The organism is Sphaerisporangium sp. NPDC004334, assembly GCF_053602655.1.
This window is the reverse complement of record NZ_JBSGDZ010000034.1, coordinates 53,414-78,242: the sequence shown is the minus strand read 5'-3', so window position 1 is coordinate 78,242 and position 24,829 is coordinate 53,414. Positions and strand designations below refer to the sequence as shown.

The 24,829-nt window shown below is 72.8% G+C and carries 20 protein-coding genes and 1 pseudogene; 12 read left to right on the top strand and 9 right to left on the bottom strand.

Annotation, left to right across the window (positions count from 1 at the left end):
• Positions 1 to 316 precede the first annotated feature (316 nt).
• Entirely contained in the window at positions 317 to 1,690 is a 1,374-nt protein-coding gene (locus tag ACWEN6_RS34395) for a hypothetical protein (protein ID WP_452576171.1), read from the top strand.
• 206 nt (positions 1,691 to 1,896) lie between these two features.
• Here ACWEN6_RS34395 and ACWEN6_RS34390 read toward each other — a convergent pair whose 3' ends face one another.
• On the bottom strand, positions 1,897 to 2,358 hold the full coding sequence (locus ACWEN6_RS34390) for a cupin domain-containing protein (RefSeq protein WP_452576169.1): 462 nt from the start codon (positions 2,356 to 2,358) through the stop codon (positions 1,897 to 1,899).
• 342 nt (positions 2,359 to 2,700) lie between these two features.
• Here ACWEN6_RS34390 and ACWEN6_RS34385 point away from each other — a divergent pair, with 342 nt between their 5' ends.
• The gene (locus ACWEN6_RS34385; RefSeq protein ID WP_452576167.1) at positions 2,701 to 3,357 is read left to right on the top strand and encodes an AAA family ATPase; all 657 of its coding nucleotides are present in this window, start codon (positions 2,701 to 2,703) and stop codon (positions 3,355 to 3,357) included.
• Positions 3,358 to 3,413: 56 nt separating this feature from the next.
• Here the strand turns inward: ACWEN6_RS34385 and ACWEN6_RS34380 are convergent, their stop codons facing one another.
• Entirely contained in the window at positions 3,414 to 3,563 is a 150-nt protein-coding gene (locus tag ACWEN6_RS34380; protein WP_452576165.1) for an SDR family oxidoreductase, read from the bottom strand.
• A gap of 17 nt (positions 3,564 to 3,580) precedes the next feature.
• Here ACWEN6_RS34380 and ACWEN6_RS34375 point away from each other — a divergent pair, with 17 nt between their 5' ends.
• On the top strand, positions 3,581 to 3,889 hold the full coding sequence (locus tag ACWEN6_RS34375) for a nuclear transport factor 2 family protein (RefSeq protein WP_452576203.1): 309 nt from the start codon (positions 3,581 to 3,583) through the stop codon (positions 3,887 to 3,889).
• Positions 3,890 to 3,974: 85 nt separating this feature from the next.
• Here ACWEN6_RS34375 and ACWEN6_RS34370 read toward each other — a convergent pair whose 3' ends face one another.
• Complete coding sequence (locus ACWEN6_RS34370) at positions 3,975 to 7,499, bottom strand: S8 family serine peptidase (RefSeq protein WP_452576163.1); 3,525 nt, start codon at positions 7,497 to 7,499, stop codon at positions 3,975 to 3,977.
• A gap of 416 nt (positions 7,500 to 7,915) precedes the next feature.
• Here ACWEN6_RS34370 and ACWEN6_RS34365 point away from each other — a divergent pair, with 416 nt between their 5' ends.
• Positions 7,916 to 8,335 (top strand): YchJ family protein, encoded by a 420-nt coding sequence (locus tag ACWEN6_RS34365; RefSeq protein ID WP_452576161.1) that lies wholly within the window; start codon positions 7,916 to 7,918, stop codon positions 8,333 to 8,335.
• 100 nt (positions 8,336 to 8,435) lie between these two features.
• Here the strand turns inward: ACWEN6_RS34365 and ACWEN6_RS34360 are convergent, their stop codons facing one another.
• Positions 8,436 to 9,080, bottom strand: a complete 645-nt coding sequence (locus tag ACWEN6_RS34360; RefSeq protein ID WP_452576159.1) for a 3'-5' exonuclease — start codon at positions 9,078 to 9,080, stop codon at positions 8,436 to 8,438.
• A gap of 9 nt (positions 9,081 to 9,089) precedes the next feature.
• Positions 9,090 to 9,620, bottom strand: a complete 531-nt coding sequence (locus ACWEN6_RS34355) for a MarR family winged helix-turn-helix transcriptional regulator (protein WP_452576157.1) — start codon at positions 9,618 to 9,620, stop codon at positions 9,090 to 9,092.
• Positions 9,621 to 9,705: 85 nt separating this feature from the next.
• On the opposite strand from ACWEN6_RS34355, the gene ACWEN6_RS34350 reads away from it, so the two are divergent.
• The gene (locus ACWEN6_RS34350) at positions 9,706 to 10,353 is read left to right on the top strand and encodes an FMN-dependent NADH-azoreductase (RefSeq protein ID WP_452576155.1); all 648 of its coding nucleotides are present in this window, start codon (positions 9,706 to 9,708) and stop codon (positions 10,351 to 10,353) included.
• Positions 10,354 to 10,485: 132 nt separating this feature from the next.
• Here ACWEN6_RS34350 and ACWEN6_RS34345 read toward each other — a convergent pair whose 3' ends face one another.
• Positions 10,486 to 11,307 (bottom strand): helix-turn-helix domain-containing protein, encoded by an 822-nt coding sequence (locus ACWEN6_RS34345; RefSeq protein WP_452576153.1) that lies wholly within the window; start codon positions 11,305 to 11,307, stop codon positions 10,486 to 10,488.
• Positions 11,308 to 11,439: 132 nt separating this feature from the next.
• The gene (locus tag ACWEN6_RS34340) at positions 11,440 to 12,780 is read right to left on the bottom strand and encodes a 6-phospho-beta-glucosidase (protein ID WP_452576151.1); all 1,341 of its coding nucleotides are present in this window, start codon (positions 12,778 to 12,780) and stop codon (positions 11,440 to 11,442) included.
• Positions 12,781 to 12,886: 106 nt separating this feature from the next.
• Here ACWEN6_RS34340 and ACWEN6_RS34335 point away from each other — a divergent pair.
• Positions 12,887 to 13,450, top strand: a pseudogene (locus ACWEN6_RS34335) (Gfo/Idh/MocA family protein); the annotation flags it as partial.
• Between the two features lie 808 nt (positions 13,451 to 14,258).
• On the opposite strand, the gene sigJ reads toward ACWEN6_RS34335, so the two are convergent.
• Positions 14,259 to 15,287, bottom strand: coding sequence for an RNA polymerase sigma factor SigJ (gene sigJ, locus ACWEN6_RS34330; protein ID WP_452576149.1), 1,029 nt, complete (start codon positions 15,285 to 15,287; stop codon positions 14,259 to 14,261).
• A 174-nt stretch (positions 15,288 to 15,461) separates the two neighbouring features.
• On the opposite strand from sigJ, the gene ACWEN6_RS34325 reads away from it, so the two are divergent.
• From ACWEN6_RS34325 to ACWEN6_RS34300, 6 genes are all read left to right on the top strand, one after another.
• Positions 15,462 to 16,334, top strand: coding sequence for an SDR family oxidoreductase (locus tag ACWEN6_RS34325; RefSeq protein ID WP_452576147.1), 873 nt, complete (start codon positions 15,462 to 15,464; stop codon positions 16,332 to 16,334).
• A gap of 161 nt (positions 16,335 to 16,495) precedes the next feature.
• Positions 16,496 to 17,560: a Dyp-type peroxidase gene (locus ACWEN6_RS34320; RefSeq protein WP_452576145.1), complete on the top strand. Its 1,065-nt coding sequence runs from the start codon at positions 16,496 to 16,498 to the stop codon at positions 17,558 to 17,560.
• A complete protein-coding gene (locus tag ACWEN6_RS34315) occupies positions 17,557 to 18,372 on the top strand; it encodes a family 1 encapsulin nanocompartment shell protein (RefSeq protein ID WP_452576143.1) in 816 nt (271 codons plus the stop codon). Before ACWEN6_RS34320 ends, ACWEN6_RS34315 begins: the two co-directional genes overlap by 4 nt.
• 674 nt (positions 18,373 to 19,046) lie before the next feature.
• Entirely contained in the window at positions 19,047 to 19,448 is a 402-nt protein-coding gene (locus ACWEN6_RS34310; protein WP_354929381.1) for a peptidase inhibitor family I36 protein, read from the top strand.
• A 135-nt stretch (positions 19,449 to 19,583) separates the two neighbouring features.
• Complete coding sequence (locus ACWEN6_RS34305) at positions 19,584 to 20,228, top strand: alkaline phosphatase family protein (RefSeq protein WP_452576141.1); 645 nt, start codon at positions 19,584 to 19,586, stop codon at positions 20,226 to 20,228.
• A gap of 74 nt (positions 20,229 to 20,302) precedes the next feature.
• Positions 20,303 to 20,764 carry an ester cyclase gene (locus tag ACWEN6_RS34300; RefSeq protein WP_452576139.1) on the top strand — a complete coding sequence of 154 codons (462 nt, stop codon included), beginning with the start codon at positions 20,303 to 20,305 and terminating at the stop codon, positions 20,762 to 20,764.
• Positions 20,765 to 20,898: 134 nt separating this feature from the next.
• On the opposite strand, the gene ACWEN6_RS34295 is transcribed toward ACWEN6_RS34300, so the two are convergent.
• Entirely contained in the window at positions 20,899 to 24,636 is a 3,738-nt protein-coding gene (locus ACWEN6_RS34295) for a S8 family peptidase (protein ID WP_452576137.1), read from the bottom strand.
• Positions 24,637 to 24,829: the final 193 nt, after the last annotated feature.

Below are 24,829 nucleotides of genomic sequence, written 5' to 3'. Positions count from 1 at the left end.
CAAACGAACGATCAGGGATGAACAGGGGCGCTAGCTGACGTTGGCCGCTGTCGGGCATGGATATCCCAATGAGTGCACAGGCCGCTAATCTGCCGATCATTGCAAATAGGGGCCCAATGGCATGGTCCACGGCCATTTTCGGGGAATGGGTGATGCGACGGATGAATAGCACTTTCCTGCGATGGACGGGATGAGACGGTGTCACTCTAGGCGCGGGATTATCGATAAATTGTGACAAGACTCACCCTGTTCACTTTTTCGCCATAAGTCGTGATTAGTCTTCCCGTGCACGCATTACCCACGGGAGGAGCCCCTTTTGTCGTCGAAGCTTTATCGCTTCGCCTCGGCCGCGGTGGCGGCAGGTCTCATCGTCCTGACGATGACGAGCCCGGCGCACGCCACCTTCAACCCCATCGGGACCGAGCCCGTCGCGCCCTACGCCCAGCCGGTGGACGCGAGCGTCCCCCAGCGCGGGTGCACCACGACGCCGGCGGACCCCAAGAACACCGTCTCCGCCGCTCCCGCCGTCCAGGTGATCTACGCCTGGCACGACGGCAACGGCAACAACTACGAATCCTACGTCGAGCGCATCGCCAAGATCGTCGACAGGATGGACTGGCTGCTCGACGAGTCCACCGACTACGACCAGCACGTCAAGCTGAGCTGCCGCAGCGGCTACAACACCGGCACCTACTCCGGATACGCCCACGCGCTCGTGGTGCCGGAGAAGATCGAGAACGCCGTCATCGCCGGCGAGACCCCGCCCAACATCATCGCCGACGACCTGTTCGCCGCCGGGTACGACAACGCCAACCGCAAGTACCTGGTGTTCGAGGACTTCGACGGCACCGCGACCGCCCACTGCGGCGACGTCTGCGTGGCGACCGCCGACGAGTGGGACAGCGGCACGCTGATGCACGAGCTGATCCACCTGTACGACGTGGACCACGCGAAGGTCAGCGAGGTGCCCAACACCTTCTCCATCAACGACATCATGATCAGCCAGTACAACGACTGGCAGATCGACCAGGAGTTCAACACCTACTACGACCCGAGCGAGACCTCGGCGACCTTCTACACCTCCAGCTATCCCGACACCCGCAAGGTCAACCTCGCCGCCTACTCGATGTTCACCACGCCGACCTGCTGCGACGTGGGGTACAGCAACGACCTGCTGACCGCGCAGGAACGCACGATCGAGGCGGACGCCCCGTACGGCAACCCCACGGGCTTCACCGTGTCCGGCGGCGGCTGGATGCAGGAGACCCCGCCGGGACCCGACGGGCAGACCTCGGCGCGGTACTACGACGGCCGGCGGTCGCTGACCATGAACGTGCAGTCGTACGCCGAGGGCGCGGTGTCGGTCACCCGTAAACCGGCGGTGACCGCGGGGCAGCGGTACAAGTTCTTCGCCCGCCTGACCACCGGCACCTCCGGCAACGTCAAGCTGCGGCTGTCCTGGTACAACTCCTCCAGCGGCCTCATCTCGACCTCCGACAGCTCGACCTACTCCCTGACGTCCGGCTGGCAGGAGTACGCGGTGTCGGCGATCGCGCCGACCGGCGCGGCCACCGCGCAGTTGTCGGTGGTGAGCCCGGCGGGGCAGACCTTCGCCTACCTGCTCGACAGCCTGCAACTGAACCGCTGCGACAACGGCAGGACCACCGACGGCTGCCGCCTGAACGGCTGACCGTCACGCGGTTCCCAGCGCCTCCGGCCGGCGGGTCGCCCGCCGGCCGGAGCGCCCGTGCGCGCTGACGGCGCAGACCCGGCGCCCGCCGTCCGCGTCCGCTCGTAACGCCTGCAAGAACGCCCGTCCGAACGCCTATCCGGGCGTCCATCCGCACCGCGCGGGCACGCGCCTCGACGGGGTGAGCCGTCGCGGCCGTCCCGCGGTCAGGTGGACGTCCGGACCGGGCCGGTCCACTTCAGCTCGGGCAGGTTGACCACGATCGCCTCCTGCGTACTGCGCGCGATGACCACGACCGCCTCCACCTCGGGGTCGGGGTTCTCCTCCCGGTGCGGCACGAACGGCGGCACGAAGATGTAGTCGCCGGGCGCGGCGTCGATCCGCACCTCGTGCGCCTCACCGCCCTCCACGTCGAGGAACACGAACGACGGGGTGCCGCTGACCACGTAGATCGCGGTCTCGGAGTCGCCGTGGTGATGGGCGGCGGACACCGTGGCCGGGGCCACGTGCGTCTGGCCCATCCACAGGCGCCTGGACCCGACGCTCGCGCCGCTGATGGCGGCCCGCCGGAGCATCCCGCCGGTCTGCGAGGTATCGCCCGTCATCGCCGCCGGGACCACATGGTGCAGCCGGCGATGGAACGGGTCCTCGGGAAGCTCGACGCTCACGTGTGTCTCCTTGGGCTGGCTGGGTCAGAACCGGTAGCGCGGCACCCGGCCGGCGTTCTTCCAGGAGGGCACCAGACCGATCATGGCCACCGGCGGCCGGTAGTACAAAGGGGGCGTGCCCGCGAACGCCCAGGCGTCGCGAGGATGGGGACGCGGCCGTGGCCGTCCGGCAGCCGCAGGTACGGCTCCAGGAGCGCGGTGTGTCAGCGGCGCCCAGGGGGCCGGGTCGGGCCAGGTGAAACTCCCGGCGCGGCTCGCGCGTTGGTCAGGGCAACGGGCCCTTGGGGCCGGTGCTCTCCGCCCGCTTCCCGTCGGGCTCTCGATCGGAAGGACGAGAGGTCGATGATCCCTGAGCAGAGCGGTCCCCCGCCGCGGGAGGAGTCGCGCCGGGCCCCCGGCGTGGTCCGGGCCGAGCGGCTGCGCTACCCGGCCCGGTCGCTGGTGCTGCTGGCCGGGCTGCCGGGCGCCGGCAAGAGCACCCTGCTGGCGCGCCTGTACGACCTGGACGGCGGTGAGACCGGGCCGGTGCCGGCGGGGGAGGTGCGGGTGATCGACTCGCGGCAGTCGCGCAACTGGTGGGCGCGATTCCTCGGGCCGGTCCCGCCGCGGGCGCGCACTCCTCTCGTGCACGCCACCCACGTGGTGCGCATCGCGCGGGCGGTGCTGCGCGGGCACTCCGTCGTCGCCCACACCAGGGGCACCTGGCCGCACATCCTGTACGGCTTCGCCTGGCTCGCCCGCCGGCGCGGCGCCGGCACGCACGTCATCCTGCTCGACATCCCGCCGCCGACCGCCCGGGCCGGGCAGTACGCGCGCGGCCGGGTCGTCACCGTCGGCGCCTTCGCCCGGCACTGCCGGCGCTGGCGATCGCTGGTCGAACGCGCCCGCTCCGGCGAACTGCCCCCCGCCGCCAGCGTCATCCTGCTGGACCGCGAGGCCGCCGATCGGCTCCGCGAGATCCGCTTCGACGGGCCGCCCGCCAACGGAGCGAGCCGCTGACACCGGCGCCACCCCGCGCAGGTGAGGGCCGGGCGGGCGTCGTGGTGGCCGGTGGGTCAGTGGACGGCGGGTATGGAGCCGCCGTGGATGACGTACTCGGCGCCGGTGATCCAGGACGCGCGGTCGGAGACCAGGAAGGCGACCAGCTCGGCGACCTCCTCCGGGCGCCCGGGCCGTCCCAGCGGCACGCCCCGCACCGACCGCATCACCTCGGCGCGCGCAGATCGAGCGGTACTTCAGGGCGGCCGAGGGGCACGACCACGAGGCGGTCGCCCGCTGCTTCACCGAGGACGGCACCGTCTCCGACGAGGGGCACACCTACCGCGGCCGGAGCGAGATCGGGGGCTGGCGCGAGGCGACGGCGGGCAGGTGGACCTACACGGTCACCGTCCTCGACACCGCGCACACCGGCGGGGACGACTACGAGGCGCACACGCTCGTCCGGGGTGACTTCCCCGGCGGCGAGGTGCGGCTGACCTACGGTTTCACCCTCAGAGACGGCCTCATCGCCGGCCTGCGCATCGGCGAGTGAGCCTGCCCCTGGAGCCGCCGGGCATGGGACCGGCCCGCCGCGATGGCGACGGGCCGGTGGTCGGGAGACGGGGGACGGGCGAGGATCAGCCGGCCGTCTTGTCGGGGCGTTCGGTGAGGCGGATGGCGCTGACGATCGGATCGCCGGTCCGTGCGACGAAGTTCACGTCGAGCCGTCCGTCGGTGACCTTCACCGTGTACTGCCGGGTCAGCGCGGCGTTCTGGCCGGCCTCGCGGGCGATGTCGAGCGCTTGCGCCGCGACCTTGCCGTCGATGCGGACGTCGAAGACGCGCTGGCCCGGCCGCTTGTTCCGGGTCTCGGCGAAGCCCAGCTCGACGGTGTAGACGCCGTCGGGCACGCCGTCGAACCGGTAGCCGTGCATCCCTTCCCGGGCACTGGCGAACAGCGCCTGGTCGGCGGTGCCGGAGATCGTGCTCTTCGTCGTGGACGTCTTGCCCTCGCCCACGCGGCCGCTGCCGCCACGGGCGTACTTCCGGTCGGCCGTCCAGGTGTCGCCCGCGGCGTCGACGGTGCTCTTGTCGCCGCCGGCGTCGATGGCGACCCGCAGCTTGGGCACCACGACGGTCACGGCGATCGGGAAGGCCGGGACCCGGCCGCTGGAGGAGCGCACGACCAGCGCGCCGGAGCGGAACTCGCCCGGCCGCACGCCGGAGCTGGAGGCGGTGACCTGGAGCGTCACCGACCCGCCCGCCGCGATGCGCCCGCTCGCCGGGGTGACCGTCAGCCAGGTCTGGGCGGGGTCGGTCTCGACGGTGTAGGTCGCGTCCGCGCCGGTGTTGGACAGCTCGACGGTGCCCTTCCTGGTGGCGGAGGCGGGCATGACAAGGGTGAGCCGCCCGGTCGAGGCGGTGACCCGGCCGGTGGCGAGCGCGGTGTCGAACGCGCTGCGCGCGCCGGCGGTGACGGTGACCTCCTTGGTGAAGGTGCCGTAGTTCTCCGCTGAGACCTCCAGCTCGTAGTCCCCGGCGGGAACCTGTCCGAGGAAGGTGCCGTCGGCCGCGGTGGTGAAGGAGGCCGCGTCGCCCACCTTCACCGTCGCGCCGGTCAGGGGCTTGCCGTCGTTGGCGTCGGTGACGGTCCCGGCCACCAGTCCGTGACCCCGAGCGGCGAAGACCAGCGTCTGGTCGTCGCGAACCGCCGCGTCGTCCAGGGAGTACTGCAACGCGTCGGTGCCGTCCCCGTTCTCGATGCCGACCGTGGCCTTCTGACCGGCCTTGTAGGTGTCGTCGATTCCGCTGTAGCGGAACTCGACCGAGCCGTCCTCGCCGAGCAGCGCCTCGAAGGAGATGATCCCGTCGACGCCGAGGAACCGCGCGTTGCGCCATTCGAGGACGAAGGTACGGTTCGGCGCCGTGCCGATGGTGGAGGTGTAGAGCCCGCCCTCGCCCTCGATGATCTGCAGGTCGGCCCAGTACGGGTAGATCGCGCCGTTGGGCCCGTCGGTGGAGGGCAGCGGGCCGTGGGTCGGGAAGGAGTAGCGGTCGGTGCCGAAGCTGACGTAGCCGTTGGTGCTCACGACGCCGCTGGTGTAGGTCTTGCCGTAGAACGGGAAGGCGAAGGGCAGGCCGACCGTCTGGGTCTCGTCGTCCCAGGCCAGCGGCTCCAGGTGCGCGCCCTTGACGAACGGCTTGGCGTCGCTCCTGCAGGTGTGCCCGAAGGCGTCACTGCGGACGGTCAGCTCGATGTCCTTGGCCGTGTCACCGGTCACCGTGACGGGCACGGTGGTCTTCTCCGAGCACAGCGAGGTCGGTGCGGCCTTGAGGTCGTAGGTCTTGTGCGGCAGCCGCAACTCGTAACGGCCGTTCGCGTCGGTGACCGTGGTGGCCGGGGCGCCATCCGCGGTCACGGTGGCGCCCGGCTCGGGCTGCCCGACGCTGGTGACCGTTCCCGACACCGTGCTCAGCTCCTGTGCGGTCAGCGTCAGGTCCTGGGTGACGGTCCGGTCGGTGGAGACGGTGACGGTCGCGGTCGCGTCGTCGTAGGTGAACTTCTTCACCGTGAGCTTGTACTCGCCGCTCAGCAGGCGGGGGAGGGTGTAGGTGCCGTCCTGCGCGGTGGGGACGGCGCGGCTCAGCGGGCCCGAGACGCTCACGGTGGCTCCCTCGACGGGAGAGCCGCCCGAGGTGACCCTGCCGGTCAGCGTGCCGAGCTCGCCGGCCGGGGTGGCCTTGACCGCGGCGTAGGCGTCCAGCATGCCCTCGCCCCAGACGAAGTTGTCCTGCGCGGTGCCGCCGCAGCCCTCGTCGTCGACGTCGACCGCGGTCCCGTCGAGCAGCGCGCGCGTGTTGTCCACGTCGTTGCGCAGGAACGGGGAGGCCGACCACATGAGCGCCACCGTCGCGGCGACGTGCGGGCTGGCCATCGAGGTGCCGGACTTCAGGCCGTAGGCGCCGCCGGGCAGCGCGGAGCGGATGTCGACGCCGGGCGCGGAGATGTTCGGCTTGATCTCGCCGTTCTCGCCGGGGCCCCGGGAGGAGAAGTAGGCGATGTGGCCGCTCGCGTCGAACGCGCCCGCGCTGTAGCTGGCGACGTAGCCGCCGGGCGTGCCGGTGGTGCCGCACGCCGGGCCCGCGTTGCCGTTGGAGAAGGCGGGGAAGATGCCGGCGGCGACCCATGCCGACACCATGTCGGTGTACCAGAGGTCGATGCCCTCGCCGCCCCAGGAGTTGTTGACGATGTCGGGGGCGAGGTCGGGCCGGGGGTTCTGGTTGTTCTGGTCGGTGGGCGCGATGATCCACTGCCCGGCGGCGAGCAGGGCGTAGTCGGGGCACCCGCCGACGGTGAAGCACGCCTTCGCGGCGATCCACTTGGCACCGGGGGCGACGCCGATGGCGTTGGCGCCGCCGTCGTCGCCGACCATGGTGCCCATGGTGTGGGTGCCGTGGCCGCGGTCGTCGCACGGGGCCTTGGAGGGGCAGGCGCCGGCGGGGTCGTACCAGTTGTAGTCGTGGTCGACGGTGCCGTCTGGTCCGGTCCCGCGGTATTGGGAGACCAGCGCGGGGTGGTCCCACTGCACGCCGGTGTCGATGCTGGCGATGGTGATGCCCTCGCCGTGGTCGCCGAGCTCGTTCCACACCTTGGGGGCGTTGATGCGGTCGATGTTCCACTCGACGGAGGCGGTCGTGGCCTTGGCCGTGCCCGGCGCGGGGTCGGGCAGCGGGACGACCTTGGACGGCTCGATCGCCGCCACCTCGGGCAGCTCGGCGATGTCGGCCGCCAGGGCCGCGTCGCCGGTCACCTTGACGGCGTTGACGATCCAGAAGGGGGTGAAGTCGGCGTGCGCGGCCTTCAGCAGTTTGCGCAGGCCCGCCTGGGAGGAGGCGGCGGTCTCGGTCTTGGCGCGGTAGACCTGGCGGCCCTTGTCGGCCTTGGTCTTGGCCGCGCGCGCGGCGCGCAGGTCGGCGCCGTCCTTCAGGCGCACCCAGAAGGTGGCCTTGTCGTCCTTGGACAGGTCGGCCCGGACCACGCGATCGATCTTGTCGGACGCGGGGGCGGCCTGCGTGGCGCTGTACGCCACTGATTGGGGGGCCAGCAGGGCGAGTGCGGTGGTCCCGATCAGGGCCGCTCGCCAGAGGCGGGGGATGGACACACGATCTCCTTCACGGGCCGTGGGGTACCCGTGGGGGACGGAAAAAGGGGTTATAGGGGATCTTGCACACCCACGTGGAGCATCGTGGTTGGATCGTGGCTTTCAGGGCAAGAGCGGGACAAAGAGCGTTAAACAAGAATTAACACGCATATGTGAGGATGAATCGCGGGCCGGTCGTCTTCGCCTGCCGGCCAAGTGGCGCGACCTGCGGGAACACCGTCCCAAGGTGGGCCGGCCGCCCCGCCTCCGCGCGCCGCGCGCCGGGCGTGGCGTGATCACGCCAACGACGGAATCGGACACGCCGGCGGCTCGTGTGGACCGGGTGCCGGTGGCTCGCGCGGACCGGGCGCTGACGGCTCGCCTGGAGCGGCCGGGCGCGCCCGCTCCAGGCGCCGGCCACGCGATAGCCTCGCGGGGTGAAGCACGGCTCCCAACCCCGACGTACGCCGCCGCGCGCGGAGCGGGCCTGCCCCTGCGGCCTGCCCGCCGCCTACGGCGAGTGCTGCGGCCGGTTCCACGCCGGCGCCGCCGCGCCGACGGCCGAGGCGCTCATGCGCTCGCGCTACGCCGCCTTCGCGGTCGAGGACGAGGCGTATCTGCTGCGCACCTGGCATCCGACGACCCGGCCGCCGCGCGTGGAGTTCGAACGCGGCATGCGGTGGACCGGCCTGGAGATCGGAGACGTCTCCGGCGGCAGCCCCGTCCACACCGACGGCACGGTCACCTTCCGCGCCGGCTACACCTACCGTGGGCGCCCCGGCGAACTGCGGGAGAAGAGCCGCTTCGCCCGCCACCAGGGCGCCTGGACCTATCTCGACGCCGTCGCCACCGCCTGACCGGGCGGCCGGCGCGGGGTGACCGACCGGCGCGCCTGGACCGCGCGCCTGGAGGTCGACATCCCGCGGTCCGTCGGCGTCCTACGGCACGCCCGTGTGCTCAGCGGTCGCTGGCGCCGCTCCCGTGGCGGGCGGCGCCGGGCCGCGCGCGCGGCGGCGCGGTGCCAGAGACGGCCGGCCAGCAGGTCACGGCGGCCTCGGCCAGGCGCCCGTGCCACGGCGGGGCGGGGGCGGTCACGTCGAGGTAGTACTGCAGGAGGCCGGCCGTGGCCCGGGCGTCGGCCAGCGCGTCATGGCGCCGTTCGAGGCGGACGCCGGCCGCGGCGCAGCAGGCGGCGAGGGAACGCGGCGCGTAGGCGAGCAGCCGGGCGGCCTCGGCCATCGTGCACACGCCGATGCGGTCCAGGCGCGGGAGCGCCGCGCCGAGCCGGTCGAACTCCCGGCGAAGGAAGGCCAGGTCGAAGCGCAGGTTGTGCGCGACGGGCACCCGGCCGCGCAGCAGGCCCGTGAGCGTGCCCGCGATGTCGCCGAACGCGGGGGCGTCGCGGACGTCCGCGGCCGTGAGGCCGTGGACGCTCCGCGGCCCGAGGTCGCGTCCGGGGTCGAGCAGGGTGCACCACTGGCCGGTGAACCGGCCGCTGGGAGCCAAGTGCACCACGCCGATCTCGACGACGCGATGCCGTGAGGGCCGCAGGCCGGTCGTCTCCAGGTCCAGGACGGCATATCCGACCGGGTCGGCGCCCACCGCCGACCCTCAGTCGTGGTCGGCGGCGGCGCAGAATGCCGCGGACTCGGCGGCGGCGCAGGAGGCCGCGGACTCGGCGGCGGAGTCGGCGGCGCAGGGGATCTCGGAGCCGGTCGCGGCCTTGCTGAGCAGGGCGTAGAGGCTCTCGCGCTCGGCCTGGTCGAGGGCGCCGAAGACCTCGTCCTCGGCGGCGGCTATGGCGCATTCGGCCTGGCGCAGCAGATCGGTGCCCGCGGGGGTGAGCTCGACGATGTGGCGCCGGCGGTCTTCGGGGGAGCGGCGGCGCGCGATGAGATCGCCCGTCTCGAGCTCGTTCAGCAGCCCGACGATGTTGGTGCCGTCCATCTCGAGCGTCGCGGCGAGCGACTGCTGGGAGCACCCGCCCTGGGCGCGCAGCACCGTCAGGGCGACGAGGTGGCGCGGGCGCAGGCCGAGAGGGACGAGCACCGTCTCGGCGCGGAGCCGGACACGGCGCGCCAGGTGGTCGAGCAGGGGGCCCGACCGGTGCGACTGCCGTTCGGCGGCCGGCGGGGAGGTCATGGCGAGAAGTCTAGCCGACTTGACGTTCGGTCGGCGGGGCACTAATGATTTGTCCTACACAAACGATTTGTGGAGGAGAAGCGACATGGCTCATCTGTTGCACATCGACGCCAGCATCCGGGGCGAGCACTCGGTCAGCCGCAGGCTCACCGCCCGGGCCGTCGAGGGCTGGCGCGCGGCACACCCCGGCGGCACCGTCACCTACCGTGACCTGGGCCGTCACCCGTTGCCGCACTTCGACGAGGCCGGGGGGCTGGCACGGATGGTGCCGGCCGAGCAGCACACGCCCGCCCAGGCCGCCTCCTGGGCGCTGACCGCGCAACTGATCGGCGAGATCCGGGAGGCCGACACGGTCGTGCTGGGCCTGCCGCTGTACAACTTCGGCGTGCCCAGCACGGTCAAGGCGTGGGTCGACCACCTGATCGCCCCGGGGTTGTCCACCGACCCCGCCACGGGGGCGGGCCTGCTCGGCGGCAGGGACTTCGTGGTCATCGCCTCCCGCGGCGGCGGGTACGGCGAGGGCACGCCGCGCGAGGGCTGGGACCACGCCCAGTCGTGGCTGCCGCACGGGATCTCGATGACGGGCCTGGAACCGCGCTTCATCACCGCCGAGCTCACCCTCGCGGAGGTGCAGCCGTCGATGGCCGAGCTGATCCCGCAGGCCGCCGAGAGCCTCACGGCGGCGCAGCGGGCCATCGACGCCCTGTGGACCCCGGCCCACGCCCTGGCGTGACCCCGGTGCTCCGGTCCCGGACCACCGGGTCGGTATGCGCGGGGCATGCGAGGGGCATGCGCGGGGGGCGCTCCGGCGCGGGGGATGATCGCCGGCCACCCTGGGGCGAGCAAGGCGGCCGGGCTCGGCGGGCTAGGGACGCCCCGGGCTCGTCTCGCCGGCGGCGAGGATGCCGAGGAGGGTGAGGGCCTCCTCGGAGGGGGTGCCGGGCTCGGCGTGGCACACGTAGAGCAGCACGCCGGGGGCGCTGCGCACGGTCAGCGTGTCGTGCCGGAGCAGGATCTCGCCCACCGCGTGGTGGTACATGCGCTTGTACTCGTCGACCTCGACGTCCTGCCGGGACCACATCCGCTGGAAGTCGGCGCTCTCCGAGGAGAGCTGGTCGACCAGCTCGTACAGCTCGGGGCGGCCGCGGTCGGCCTCGGTGGGGGCCTCGGTGGCGGCCTCGCGGAGATGGGCGACCTTCGAGCCGGCCTCCCGCTCCCACTCGGGGAAGAACTCCTGCGCGGCGGGGGCGAGGAAGGCGTGCCGCATCAGGTTGTCGGTGTGGTCCATGCCGTCGAACAGGATGCGCGCCATGCCGTTGGCCGCCAGCACGTCCAGCCGCCGGTTGACGGCGAACACCGGGGCGGTGTGCCAGTTCTCCACGGTCCAGCGCACCCGCTGGGAGAGCCGGGTCGGTCCCGCGGGCGGGTGGGCGAGCAGGTACATCCGCTCGGCTCCCGCCGCGTCGAGGTCGAAGACCCGCGCCAGGGCCGCCAGCACCCAGTCGGGGGGATCTCGCTCGAGCCCCTGCTCAAGCCGTGCGTAGTACGCGGGATGCAGGCCGGCGAGCGCGGCCACCTCTTCCCGTCGCAGCCCCGGGGTCCGCCGGTGGCCGTCCGCCCGGACCGGGGCACCGGGCGGCGGCGCCGTCTCGCGCAGCGCGCGCAGCAAGTCAGCCAGAACCTCCATTCTGTCAACGTACGGCGTTCCGGCGCATTCACGGTGGGTGTGTCACACCCAGGCTCGCGCGGTGATCAGGCGGTCGCCGCGGCAGCCCGTCGATGCGCGCATCGACGGGCTCGCGTCGTCGTGCGCGGGGGGTCAGTTCCCTCCGCCCAGGTAGCCCAGCTGGGGCAGTTCCCGTTCGTATCGTTCGAGCAGCCGTCCGGCGAGCGCGACGGAGTCCACCAGCGGATGGACGGCGAAGGCGCGCAGGGCGGCGCGGCGCGAGCAGGTGGCCGCCGCCTCGATCACCGCGCGCTCGGCCGCCTTGACGCTGGTGACCAGGCCCTGGGCGTGGCCGGGCAGCGGGTCCACCGCCATCGGGCGGGCGCCGTTGGCGTCGACGAAGCAGGGCACCTCGACCACGGCGTCTTCGTCGAGGGCGGCGATGGAGCCGCGGTTGCGGACGTTGAGGATGAGCGTCGTGCGCTCGTCCAGCGCGATCGCGCGCATGAGCGCCAGGGCGACCCGGTCGTAGCCGCCGGACGCGAGGTCGCTGGACGCCCGCTCGCCGGCGCCGGCGGCCTCGCGGTTCTCGGCCATGTAGGTCGTCTCGCGCTCCAGCCGGGTGCTCTCCCACAGCTCGAGCGCCGAGCCGCCGGTCTCGGCGTAGAAGCGCCGCTGCTGCTCGATGAGCAGCGCCCCGCGCGTGCTCCGGGCGGCGCGCGCGGCCTCCACCGCCTCGCGATGGAAGTAGTAGTAGTGCAGGTACTCGTTCGGGATGGCGCCGATGGTGCGCAGCCACTCGCCGCCGAACAGCTTGCCCTCCTCGAAGGAGGTCACGGCGGCGTCGTCGGCGAGCAGGCCGGGCAGCAGGTCGCGGCCGCCCACGCGTACGGCGCGCAGCCAGCCCAGGTGGTTCAGGCCGGCGTAGTCCAGCCGGACCGCCGAGGGGTCGACGCCGAGCGCGTGCGCCACCCGCCGGCCGAGGCCCACCGGCGAGTCGCAGATGCCGATGACGCGGTCGCCGAGGTGGCGGGACATCGCCTCGGTGACGGTGCCCGCCGGGTTGGTGAAGTTGATGACCCAGGCGTCCGGGGCGAGGGCGGCCACCCGGCGGGCGATGTGCACGGCCACCGGCAGCGTGCGCAGCCCGTAGGCGATGCCGCCGGCGCCCACCGTCTCCTGGCCGAGGACGCCTTCCTCCAGGGCGACCCGCTCGTCCACGGCCCGCCCTTCGAGGCCACCGACGCGGATCGCCGAGAAGACGAAGTCGGCGCCGGTGAGGGCCTCGTCCAGGTCGGTGGTGATCCGCACCTCCGGGGCGCCGGGGACCTGCCGCGCCTGCTCGGCGAGCACGCGGCCGATCGCCGCGATGCGGGAGGGGTCCAGATCGTGCAGGGTGACGTGGGTCACCCTGCCCTGTCCGCGGTCCGCGAGCAGCGCCCGGTAGACCAGCGGGACCCGGAAGCCGCCGCCGCCGAGAATGGTCAGTCTCATACCTCGATCACCCCTACCCCCGCGTCATGCGGTGCGACGCCGGTCACCGGCTCCACGGGCGGGTTCGTGAGCACGATGTCCAGATCACCCGCCTCGCATCCTCGCCATGCCCGTCCTTCGGTCCTACTCTCGCGGAACCACCGCCTCTCGCGGAAGCACTGCCGCGGGTGCGCGATCTTGCGTACGTGGTCATCGGATACATGGGTCGAACCCTTCATTATTCTCACAGGGGTGGTGGGGCCGGTCCGTGGCAGCGGCCCGATCTCGCCAGCCGGCCGGTGGGCGGCCGCGCGTTGCTCGAGGGAGTGGGTTCGTGAGGCTGAAGGTGGCGGTCGCCGGGCTCGGCGCCATCGCCCAGACGGTGCACCTGCCCCTGCTGGAGCGGCGGAGCGATCTGTTCGAGGTGGTGGCGGTGTGCGACATCTCGCCGTCGGTGACCCGCCGGGTCGCCGACCGGTACGGCGTGGCCCGGCGCCACACCGACGTGACCGCGATGCTCGACGGCGGCGGCTTCGACGCCCTGCTGGTGCTGACCTCCGGCTCGCACGGCCACGTGGTCGCCGACGCGCTCCGCCGCGGCCACGCCGTCCTGTGCGAGAAGCCGCTCGCCTACACCCGCGCCGAGGTCGACCGGATCGCCGCGCTGGAGGACCCCGAGCGGCCCCGGCTGATGGTCGGGTACATGAAGCAGTACGACCCCGCCGTGCAGCGGATGGCCGGGCGCCTGACCGGCGTGCGCGCCGTCCAGGTGACCGTGCTGCACCCGGGCGACGGCTCGCAGCTCGCCTTCGCCCGGCTCCCTCCGCCGGCCGGTGACGTGCCCGCCGAGGTGGCCGACCGGCTCCGCGCCCGGGACGACGAACTGGTGCGCGCCGCCATCGGCGAGGCCGGGACAGAGGCGCGGTGGCTCTACATGACGATCCTCAACAGCATCTGCCACGACCTGTCGCTGCTGCGCCTGCTCGCCGGCGGGCCGGGCGGGGTGGACCACGCGGCCACCTGGCCGGGGCCGGGCGGGCGATCGGTGGAGCTGTCGGGGCCGTTGCGGACCGGCGGCAGGTACGCCGTCCACTGGCACTACCTGGAGGGCTATCCCTCCTACCGCGAGACCGTGGCCGTGCACCACGCGACGGGCTCCTTCGAGGTGGTCTTCCCCACGCCGTACCTGCTCGGCGCGGCGGCCCGGCTCACCGACGTGAGCGTCCAGGGACGCCTGTCCTTCCAGGACGTCACCCCGTCCTTCGAGCGCGAGCTGGTCGCCTTCCACGAGATGGTCACCCTCGGCGAGCCGCCGCTCACCGGCGTGCGCGGCGCCCTGGAGGACGTCGTCACCGCCCAGCAGGCGGTCAACCGGCTGCTGGCCGGCCACGGCCTGCCCACCGCCGGCGAGGCCAGGACCGAGGTCGGGCCCGTCTAGCCCTCCCGGGTCGTCACGTCGGTGACGGCCGGCCGTGGGCCTGCCGTCGCGGGTCCTGCCGTCACGGCGCTTGCCCGCCGGGGGCCTCCGATGGGGGTTCGGCTGCGGCGGGTGGTTCCGCCCCGTCCGGGACTCGGGAGAGTTTGTCGGGGTTGGTGACGGTGTAGATGCCGCGGACCTGCTCGCCGTCCGGGGCGAGGTCGATGACCATGACGGCGAAGGGGGAGTCGTCGGCGAACAGCACCGCCGACGGGTCGCCGTTGACCGTCCGGTAGCGCACCTCCAGCTCCTCCGGCGCACGGGACGTCACGCCGACGATCATGCGGGCGACCCTGTCGCGGCCCTGCACCGGGCGCAGGACACTGGCCCGCGCCTTGCCGCCGCCGTCGGTCCACATCGTCACGTCCGGCGCCAGGATCCGCAGCAGGGCGTCCAGATCGCCGCCCAGCGCCGCGGCGAGGAAGCGCTCGGTCGCCTGCCGCTGGACGCGCGGGTCGGCCTGGTAGCGCGGGCGGCGGGCGTGCACGTGCTCGCGGGCGCGGTGCGAGAGCTGCCGGACGGCCGCCGGGGTGCGGCCGAGGATGCCGGCGATCTCGGGATGGGCGTAGCCGAACACCTCGTGCAGGACGAAGACCGCGCGCTCCAGCGGGGTGAGCGTCTCCAGCACCACCAGCAGCGCCATCGACACCGACTCCGCCCGCAGAGCCGGCTCGGCCGGGTCCGGCGGCGGGTCGCCGGACACCAGCGGCTCGGGCAGCCAGGGGCCCACGTAGGTCTCCCGGCGGCGCCGGATCGCGCTCTGCCGCGCCAGCGCGTGGTTGACCGCGATGCGCACCAGATAGGCGCGCCGGTTCTCGATCTCCCCGGCCGCCGGGTCCCGGTGTCTGGCCGCCCACGACAGCCAGGTGTCCTGCAGGACGTCCTCGGTGTCGGCCACGTTCCCCAGCAGGTTGTACACGATCGAGAACAGCAGCTCCCGATACCCCGCGAACACCCGCGTCGCGTCCTGCGCGGGAACCGGGCCGGCGGGGTCCGGGGCCTGAGGGTGGCCGGAGGGGCCGGTGGTGGGGTCTTCGGGGATGTCAGGCATGGATGTTCCTTATGTCGTGCCGCTCCTTCCCCATGAGAGCCGCCGGCGGCCGGCGGTGTGACATCCGGCGGCGGGAGGTGACCTGCGTCTCACCGGCCGCCCGCGATGTCACACCCGGCGCCGCCTGTGCCTCTTGGGTCCGGACAATCCCGAACCCCGACAAGGGAGCATGCCATGACCATCCTGGTCACCGGGGCGACCGGCACCGTCGGCCGCCACCTCGTCCGGCACCTGCTGGAGTCCGGCCACAAGGTGCGGGCGCTGACCCGCGACCCCGCGCGGGCCGGTCTGCCGCAGGGCGTGGAGGTCGTCGCCGGCGACCTCACCGACGCCGCCGGCCTCGCGCCCGTGCTCGACGGCGTGACCGCCGCGCACCTGATCAACTTCGCCGGCGACTACCGGCCGCTGTGGAACGGGCCGGAGATCGCGGCGGCGGCGGCGCGGGCCGGCGTCACCAGGGTCACCATGCTGGGCGGCTGGCAGGAGGGCACCCTGGAGCCGGCCGTCCAGGCGAGCGCGCTGGAGTGGACCAAGCTCAAGCCCGTCGAGTTCATGGGCAACACCCTGGCCGACTGGGCCGGGCGGCTGCGCGCGCGGGGCGTCGTCCGCGAGCCGTACGGCGACCGCCGCAGCGCGCCGGTCCACGAGTCCGACATCGCGGCCGTGGCGGCGGCGGCCCTCACCGAGGACGGCCACGCGGGGCACACCTACCTCATCACCGGGCCCGAGGTCCTGACACCCCGCGACAAGATCCGCATCCTCGCCGAGGCCACCGGCCGGGACCTGCGGTTCGAGGAGCTCACTCCCGAGCAGACCCGCGCGGAGTGGATCGAGCGGGGCAGGCCGCCGGAGATGCTGCTGTTCAAGGTGTTCGGCGACGACCCGGCGATCGGCGACGGCGAGAAGGTCGAGTTCCTGCTCAAGGTGTACGGCGCCGCGCACAAGGCGGGCTCCACGGTGAGCGGCGTCGTGGAGGCCGTCACCGGCCGCCCCGGCCGCACGTTCGCCCAATGGGCCGCCGAACACGCCGACGCCTTCCGCCCATGACCCCGGCCCGCCCTCGGTTCCGCCGGTGACCCGATTCCTGCTGCTCGCCGTCGCGACCCTCGCGCTGGACCTGACGGCCTGACACCGCCCCCGGCACGAGCACCGGCGGGCGCGGCTGACAGGCTGTGCTTCTGAGGTGCGAACGCAGGGAGGGCGTTGAGATGACGCAGCAGGTGCCCGCCGGGCCGCCCGGCAGACCGGCCGTCCCGCAGCCGGTGCTGAGCCCGCTGACGACGACGGCGATCTTCCTGGTGGTGACGGTCGCCCCGGGCGGCGAGCCGGTCGCCAGGGAACTGCTGACCGACCTGCCGGCGTTGCAGCGGTCGGTCGGCTTCCGCGCCGCCGACGGCAGGCTGAGCGTCGTCGCCGGCATCGGGTCCAAGGCGTGGGACCGCCTGTTCGCCGGGCCGCGCCCGGCCGAGCTGCACGAGTTCCGGGAGCTGGACGGCCCGCGGCACCGCGCGGTGTCCACCCCGGGCGACCTGCTGTTCCACATCCGGGCGATGCGGCTGGACCTGTGCTTCGAACTGGCCTCGCAGATCATGGACCGGCTGCGCGGCGCCGTGGTGGTCCGCGACGAGGTCCAGGGCTTCAAGTACTTCGACGTGCGCGACCTGCTCGGCTTCGTCGACGGCACGGAGAACCCGGTCGGCCCGGTGGCGAGCGAGGCCGTCCTGGTCGGCCCGGAGGACGAGGAGTTCGCCGGCGGCAGTTACGTCATCGTGCAGAAGTACCTGCACGACCTCCAGGCGTGGAACGCCCTGCCGGTCGACGAGCAGGAGAAGGTGATCGGGCGGACCAAGCTGTCCAACATCGAACTGGAGGACGCCGTCAAGCCGGACGACTCGCACGTCGCCCTCACCACGATCACCGACCCGGACGGCACCGAGCGGCGCATCCTGCGCGACAACATGCCGTTCGGCAACGTCGGCAAGGGGGAGTTCGGTACCTACTTCATCGGGTACGCCCGCACCCCCGCCGTCACCGAGAAGATGCTGGACAACATGTTCCTCGGGGACCCGCCGGGCAACCACGACCGCATCCTCGACTTCTCCACGGCGGTGACCGGCACGCTGTTCTTCGTGCCCACCATCGACTTCCTCGACGACCTACCAGACCCGCCGGGCGCCGGCATCGTGGCCGGAGCCGCTACGAACCCCGAGGTCCAGGTCCCGGACGACGGGTCGCTTGGCATCGGCGATCTCAAGAGGAGCACGTCCCGATGAACAACTTGCACCGCGAACTGGCACCCATCTCCGACGCGGCGTGGGCCGACCTCTCGGAGGAGGCGCGGCGCACGTTCCAACGCCACGTGGCCGGCCGGCGGGTCGTCGACGTCCCCGAGCCGGCCGGGCTGGAGCTGGCCGCGGTCTCGACCGGCCACCTGGACGCCATCGAGCCGCCCGCGTCGGGAGTGGTCGCCCGCACCCGGCGGTCCCAGCCGATCCTGGAGCTGCGGGTGCCGTTCACCGTCGACCGGCGCCAGGTGGACGACGTCGAGCGGGGCGCCAAGGACGCCGACTGGCAGCCGGTGAAGGACGCCGCCAAGCGCGTCGCCTTCGCCGAGGACCGCGCCGTGTTCCAGGGGTACGCGGCGGCGGGCATCGCGGGCATCCGCGACAGCTCCTCCAACCCGGCGCTGACGCTGCCGGCCGAGGTGGGCGACTACCCCGACGTGGTGAGCCGGGCCATCTCGGCGCTGCGCCTGGCCGGCGTCGGCGGCCCGTACGACCTGGCGCTGAGCGCGGACGCCTACACGGCGGTGAGCGAGACCGCCGTCCACGGCTACCCGGTCATCGAGCACATCGCGCGGCTTCTCGACGGGCGGATCATCTGGGCGCCCGCCATCGACGGGGCCTTCCTGCTGTCCAGCCGCGGCGGCGACTTCGAACTGTGCATCGGCCAGGACCTGTCGATCGGCTACCTGTCCCACGACGCCACCAGCGTCGAGCTCTACTTCCAGGAGACGCTGACCTTCCTGGTGCACACCGCCGAGGCGGCGGTGGCGCTCACCCCGGCGTCCTCCGTCACCGCCTGAGATCCGCTTTCCGCCGCCGGGCAGCCGGGGGGCACCGTCGTCTCTCCCGGTGCGACCTTTCGGCGGCCAGGGACGCGTCCGGGCGCGCGAGAAGACCGTCCGGTCGCCGGGGCGGACCTCATGTCCGGCGCGCAGTTCGCAATTCCCGCGAATGGCCGCTTGTTCGGGATCTTGCGGCTGTGGTCAATGATGTGTTACTTTTCTGCGCGTTCGACTGCTCGGTAAGTGATTCCTGTTTCTCCACCATTCGACTGCGTACGGGGACGCCGTGAGTGTGAGAAAGGCACTGTTCAGAGCCACGAAGCCGGCGCCCTGGCGAGCCATGGGCCATCCGGACCGCTTTCCATCGAACCGTCGCGAGGCACGGCGCAGCCGCTCATCGTCCCATCGCGCCCGCCCTCCCGAATTTCCGTCCGAATCTTGACCGTAGTCGTGTCCGCGCCGGTCACATGGCCGGTGAGGCGCACTTACGCGTGTCCTGCCGCGCGGGACGCGCGAGGCTCTACGTCGTAATCCGGCCGCCGGTCGCACCGGCACCCGTTCCGCCTATTCCGCGCGGCCGAAAACGCTTACCGAGCAAAGGCGCGCATGCGCGACCGCGTTATGCGCCAGGTGGCGGAAATCCATTCTTCTTGCCGCCGTCAGGGTTTCATCGAGCATAAAAGGGAGAGAAAGTGAACGCTTCCAGGATCAACCTCAAGGGCAGGTTCGCGGTCGCGGCGTCACTGGCGGCGGCCGCGCTGCTCGCCGGCGGCCTCACCGCCACCCCCGCCGCCGCCTCGTCGACCTCGGCGCTCGCCGGGACGTGCGAGTTCAGCCGCACCCTCTGCTTATTCGAGGGCACCGGGTACACCGGCGCGAGGTTCACCGCGCAGTCGCTGGTTCCTCCCGCGGGCGTCTGCGTCGATCTCACCGCACACGGCTGGGGCTCGGGGCGGGCCCACTCGGCGATCAACACCGCCACCCAGATCGCCACGCTGTGGACCAACACCAACTGCACCGGCACCCCCCTGCCCATTTACCCCGGCAGCTACCCGAGCATCAGCTTCAACGCGGGCAGCGTCTTCGTGTACTGATCCCCCGAGGGCATCGCACCGCGGGGAGGGCCACGAGCGGCGGCCCTCCCCGCGGGCACGCCGCGGCCCGGCGCGAGACGCCCCCGGGCGCCCCGGCGCTTCGCCGTGCCGAGATTCGTCAACGGTTAACCGGAAATGCCGTTGTGCGACGGCGCGCTGCGCCGGGTGCGGCCGGGGACGCTCGCGTCGAGCTTCCGCGCCGACGTCGAGGCGGGCCGGCTGCCCGAGGTGAGCTACATCATCCCGTCGGCGGCCGACTCCGAGCACCCGAGCGCGTCCTCCCCGGTCCAGAGCGCGCGGATCACCTGGGACATCCTCGACGCGATCGCCTCCACCCCCGAGGTGTGGCGCTCGACCGCGCTGTTCATCACCTACGACGAGAACGACGGCTTCTTCGACCACGTGCCGCCGCCGCGGCCGCCGGCCGAGCGGGCCGAGGAGTACTACGACGGCAAGCCGATCGGCCTGGGCGTCCGCGTGCCCATGATCGTCGTCTCGCCGTGGACCGTCGGCGGGTACGTCTGCTCGCGTCGTCCTGCGGCCCGGGGAGCGCAGGCAGGTGCCCTGGCCGGCCAAGGCGGCCCACGGCTGGTACGACGTCCAGGTCTCCTGCGAGGAGGACCCGTCGTTCGGCCGGCGCCTGATGGGCCACATCGAGAACGGCCGTCCCAGCATCACCGGCTGAGCCCGGCACCGCGCACAGTCGCCAGGAGCCGCCGGCCTGCGGGAACGGCCGGCGGCCACGGGAGAGTCCGCGTCGCACACCTGACCCCGGCATGACGTGGCCGTGAGGGCGGCTTGGCCCCTGGCTGGGTAGCGTGGGAGGGCGGCGCCCCCTGCGGAGGACCACTGTCATGTCTGATTTCTGGGATCTCAAACATCGTCTGTGCGAGGCGGTCAACGCTCACGACATGGAACGAGTGCTCGACTGCTACAGCCCGGACGCCGTTTTCGTCTCGCCGGTGGGCATCGCCGAAGGACGTGAGCAGATCGCCTGGATCTACCAGCAGTTTTTCGGGGGGTTCCCCGATTACCACCAGACGCCTGTGTTCGAACTCGGCGACGCCGACAACCCCGCTGTGACGGAATGGACGGTCACCGGCACCCACGAAGGCCCCTTTCTGCTGCCCGACGGGCGCGAGGTCGAGGGGACCGGCCGCCACGTCGTCTTCCGGGCCACCTGCTCGACCTTCGTCGATCACGGCAAGATCGCCGCGCACCGTGAGTACTTCGACCAGCTGGAGCTGTACTTCCAGCTCGGCTTCGGCCTGGCGGAGCGCGACCCTTCCCTCCGTTTCGCGCAGGCCCGCGGGTAGAGGGCGCACCCCCCGGGTGAAAAGGGGACGGCCACCCCCGGCGACGGGGATGGGACGTCGCCGGGGGTGGCCGTGGGGAAGGGCCGTCAGCGGGGCACGTGCCGGGAGTACGGGGGCGCCTCCCGGCGCGGCTCCTACTTCAGGCCGAAGGCACGGGTGATCGTCTGGGTCACCGTGTTGCCCCGCGCGTCCGCCGCGGCGGTACGCAGGGTGACGAACGACGCCGTGGCCGGGGCGTCCAGCCGGGCGGTCCAGCCGGGGCCGTCCTTGCGCAGGCCGGTCTTGTGCCAGGTGGCGCCGTCGTCGTAGGAGACCTCCAGCGTCACCGAACCGATCGCGCCCGGCCGCTCCACGCCGTCCAGGTGCGAGGGGGTGACGGTGAGCGCGTCGTGATGGCGCGCCTTGCCGGCCACGTCGGTGTCCACGGCGTAGTCGAGCTGGATCAGCGGCAGGCGCACGACCTCGCCGGGCGCGGCCGCCGCGGAGGTGAAGCCCCACTCGGTGCGGGTCGACGTGGAGTAGGGGTTGGCCCACGTGCCGCGGGAGTTCTCCGACACCAGCCGGTACGGCAGCCGCTCCGGCTTCACGCCGAAGACGGCGATCTGGTCGTAGGGCGCCTGGCCGAGCAGGGTGTCGCCCTGGTACACCTTCAGGCTGTTGGACACCATGCCGTTGAGGTAGGTGCCGCCGATGTGCCCGGCGCCCGAGTCGCCCCAGCCGGGCACCCTCGCCTGGAGGGTGTCGTCCAGCCGCAGCGGTGACAGGCCCTTCTCCAGGCGCGGCCGGTGGATCGGGCCGAACCACCGGACGTCGGTGGTGGTCCCCGCCCGGTAGGTCACCAGGTCGGCGGTGTGCTGCTCGACCTCGCGAACGATGTTCACCTGCTCGTACCAGGTGATCCCGCCGGTCACGTAGTCGGTGCGCTCGCCGATGGCCGGGGCGGTGAACCCGCTCGCGCCGGAGGCGGAGGAGTACCCGAACCGCCAGACGTCGGCGCGGTCCTCGACCACCTTGTTCTGCCGGTCGTTGCGGAAGGACACCTTGACCCGGGCCAGCTCGCTCTCGTCCGGCCGGTAGACCGGGTCGGCGGGCGCGGCGCCCTTGAAGTAGTGCACCAGGTCATAGGAGTACTCGGTGACCGGGTTGGAGGTCACCTCCAGCGTGGTCGCGCGCCGGCCGTCCTGGATGCGGGCGATCAGCTCCTCGCCCTCGTCCTGACCCAGCGCGACCATCGGCAGCGGGGCCGGGTTCGGCGGCCCGTACAGCGCGTCGTTCCACGGCTCGGCGCGGCCGGGGCCGTCGTTGACGACCACCAGCATCTTCGCGCCCGCGGCGAGCGCCGCGGCGGCCTGCTCCTCGCGGGTGACCGCGGCGGAGTTCCTGACGACCACGGCCTTGCCCGCCGCGGGCCTGGACCGGTAGCCGGCCGCGCCGCCGTCGCCGGCGAACAGCGCCGCGAGCGTATGACGGCCCTTCGGCAGCGGGGTCGCGCCCCGGTGGACCAGCACGTCGTCGAAGGCGCGGCCGCCGGAGGCGAGGGTCAGCGCCGGCTGCTGCAGACGCCAGTGGGCGCCGATCTCGAACTCCCCCTTGCGCACCTTGGCGCCGGTGGGCAGCGTCCACACACTGTCGTACTCGATCGCCGGCCAGCGGCTGGAGGCGGTGTAGTCGTCGTCGGCGACGGCACGGTAGACGTCCATGCGCATCCCGGCCAGGGTGCTCGCCTTGGGCGTCACCGCCGCGACCCGCCGCGCCTTGCGCGCGTCCAGGGTGACGGTCCTGTCCTGGTCGAGCCGGACGTCGGTGGCGGCGAGCACGCCGAGGCCCAGCGAGTGGGGCCCGTGCGCGCCTTCGAGGTCGGCGGTCATCCACAAGGTGTAGGTGGCGGCCGGGACGCGCAGGTCCAGGGTGCCGGTCTCGTCCAGCCAGAGCGGGGCGAACAGGTGCTCGGCGGTGAGGATCACCTCACCGCTCAGCGGGCGGCCGGCGCGGTCCTTGGCGGTGAGGGTGAGCTGGTGGCGCTCGCCCTCCTTGGCGACGCCGATCATGGTGCGGGCGCGCACGGCGCCGCTCGCGTCGGCGGCCTCCACCGTGCCCGAGACCGTGGTGTCACCGGGAACCTGGTCCAGGTGGGCCGTGACCGTCACCGCGGCGGCGCCGCCCGCCGGGACGGTGACGCGGGAGGCCGACAGCGTGTACGCGGCGGCCGGGGCGCCGGTCAGGCGAGTGGTCAGGTCGAGGGTGACCGGGGCGTCGCCGGTGTTGGTGTAGGTGATCTCCTTGGCGCTCGTCGCGCCGGCCGGGGCCGGGTAGGCGTGGAATCCGGCGAAGGCCGAACCGGTGGCGAACACGGTCGCGGCGGTGGTCGCCGCGATGTCCAGCCGCCCGCTGCCCGCTTGGGCGATGCTGTGGTCGGGGGTCGGCTTGGTGGTGCTGACCAGCGCGTCCTTCAGCCGCTGGCCGCTCCAGCCGGGGTGCTGGGCGGCCAGCAGCGCGGCGGCCCCGGCGACGTGCGGGGTGGCCATGGAGGTGCCGCTCATGGTCTGGTAGTAGCCCTCGCCCTCGGTCGCGTACTGCGAGCGCGCGGCGAGGATGCCGACCCCGGGGGCGGTGAGCTCGGGCTTGAGCCCGCGGTCGCCGGGGCGGGGCCCGCGGCTGGAGAAGTCGGCGAGGGCGTCGGAGGCGTCCACCGCGCCGACGGCCAGCGCGGCGTCGGCGGCGGCGGGGGTGGCGACGGTGAACTCGCCCGGGCCGTCGTTGCCCGCGGCGATGACGAACAGCGCGCCGGTCTCGGCGCTCAGCTCGTTGACGGCCACGCTCATCGGGTCGGTGCCGTCGGAGGCGCCGGCGCCCAGGCTCATACTGATGATCTTGGCGTGCTGGTCGCGGGCGGCCCACTCCATTCCGGCCAGCACCCACGACTCCTGGCCGCCGCCGCTGTCGTCCAGCACCTTGCCGATGTGCAGCCGGGCGCCGGGGGCGACGCCCCTCTCCTTGCCGCCGGAGGCGGCGCCGGTGCCGGCGATGGTCGAGGCGACGTGCGTGCCGTGCCCGTGGCCGTCCTCGATGCTCTCCTGCTCCGGCACGAAGCTGCGGCCGGCGACGACCTGGCCCGCCAGGTCCGGGTGGCCGGTGTCGACACCGGAGTCCAGGACGGCCACCTCGACGTCCTTGCCGGTGTTCCCGCTCTGCCACACCGTGGGCGCGCCGATCTGGGCGGTGCTGTCGGCGAGGCTCGCCTTCACCTTGCCGTCCAGCCACACCTTCTCGATGCCGCCCGCAAGGGAGCCCTGCGCGCCGCGCTGGGAGGGGGCGGGGAGGGTGGCGCCCTTGGTCAGCGCGGACCAGAAGCCGGCCGAGCGGTCGGCGTCCAGCGCCGCCCCCTGGACGCTGGTCAGGGGACGCACCTGGCGCGCGCCCTGAGGCGGGGCGGCGGTGCGGGCGCGGGCGGCGGCGTCGGTGTAGGTGACGATGAGCGGCAGGCGGGCGCTGTGCGCGTCGTCGTAGCCGTCGGCGAGCAGCCGGGTCACGTTGAACAGGTCCCGGTCCAGCAGCCCGGCGGCGAGGTACCGCAGCGCCGACCGCGGGTAGACGTAGGTCTGGCCCTTCTCGGCGTGGGTGACGGCGTCGGCGGGACGGCCGTCCGGGCTCACGACCGTGCGGGTCTGGGTGCCGTCCGGCGCGGTGCCGACGGTCACCTTGTCCCCGGTGAGCAGCGTGACGGTCCGTCCGGGCGCGGTGCTCGCACCGGAGGCGGTGACGCCGTCAGCGGCCGGGGCGGTGGAGGCGTCGGCCGGTGGGACGGCCGCGAGCGCCGCGAGCGCGGCGGCCAGCGCGACGAGCCCGCGCCCCCGGGAGGGAGGGAATGGCAAGGGAAACCCCAAAGCTAGGAGTGCAGCGAGATCCCTAGATTGTGGTCAAATGTCCGGGGTTCCTGGCCGATTGAGCTCTGACGCATTTATGCCATGTCGCATATGCGAAAGCCCCCAGCGGAAACGCGCGGGTTCCCGGGGCGGCCCCGAGTGTGTGTCGGTCGACCGGTTGCGGACGGTGTCCGGGGGAGGC

Coding starts and splice junctions, on each gene's coding strand:
- ACWEN6_RS34385 (WP_452576167.1), top strand. CDS start 2,701: ATGATCCCTGAGCAGAGCGGTCCCCCGCCGCGGGAGGAGTCGCGCCGG.
- ACWEN6_RS34380 (WP_452576165.1), bottom strand. CDS start 3,563: ATGCGGTCGGTGCGGGGCGTGCCGCTGGGACGGCCCGGGCGCCCGGAG.
- ACWEN6_RS34355 (WP_452576157.1), bottom strand. CDS start 9,620: ATGACCTCCCCGCCGGCCGCCGAACGGCAGTCGCACCGGTCGGGCCCC.
- ACWEN6_RS34350 (WP_452576155.1), top strand. CDS start 9,706: ATGGCTCATCTGTTGCACATCGACGCCAGCATCCGGGGCGAGCACTCG.
- ACWEN6_RS34345 (WP_452576153.1), bottom strand. CDS start 11,307: ATGGAGGTTCTGGCTGACTTGCTGCGCGCGCTGCGCGAGACGGCGCCG.
- ACWEN6_RS34340 (WP_452576151.1), bottom strand. CDS start 12,780: ATGAGACTGACCATTCTCGGCGGCGGCGGCTTCCGGGTCCCGCTGGTC.
- sigJ (WP_452576149.1), bottom strand. CDS start 15,287: ATGCCTGACATCCCCGAAGACCCCACCACCGGCCCCTCCGGCCACCCT.
- ACWEN6_RS34325 (WP_452576147.1), top strand. CDS start 15,462: ATGACCATCCTGGTCACCGGGGCGACCGGCACCGTCGGCCGCCACCTC.
- ACWEN6_RS34320 (WP_452576145.1), top strand. CDS start 16,496: ATGACGCAGCAGGTGCCCGCCGGGCCGCCCGGCAGACCGGCCGTCCCG.
- ACWEN6_RS34315 (WP_452576143.1), top strand. CDS start 17,557: ATGAACAACTTGCACCGCGAACTGGCACCCATCTCCGACGCGGCGTGG.
- ACWEN6_RS34305 (WP_452576141.1), top strand. CDS start 19,584: ATGCCGTTGTGCGACGGCGCGCTGCGCCGGGTGCGGCCGGGGACGCTC.
- ACWEN6_RS34300 (WP_452576139.1), top strand. CDS start 20,303: ATGTCTGATTTCTGGGATCTCAAACATCGTCTGTGCGAGGCGGTCAAC.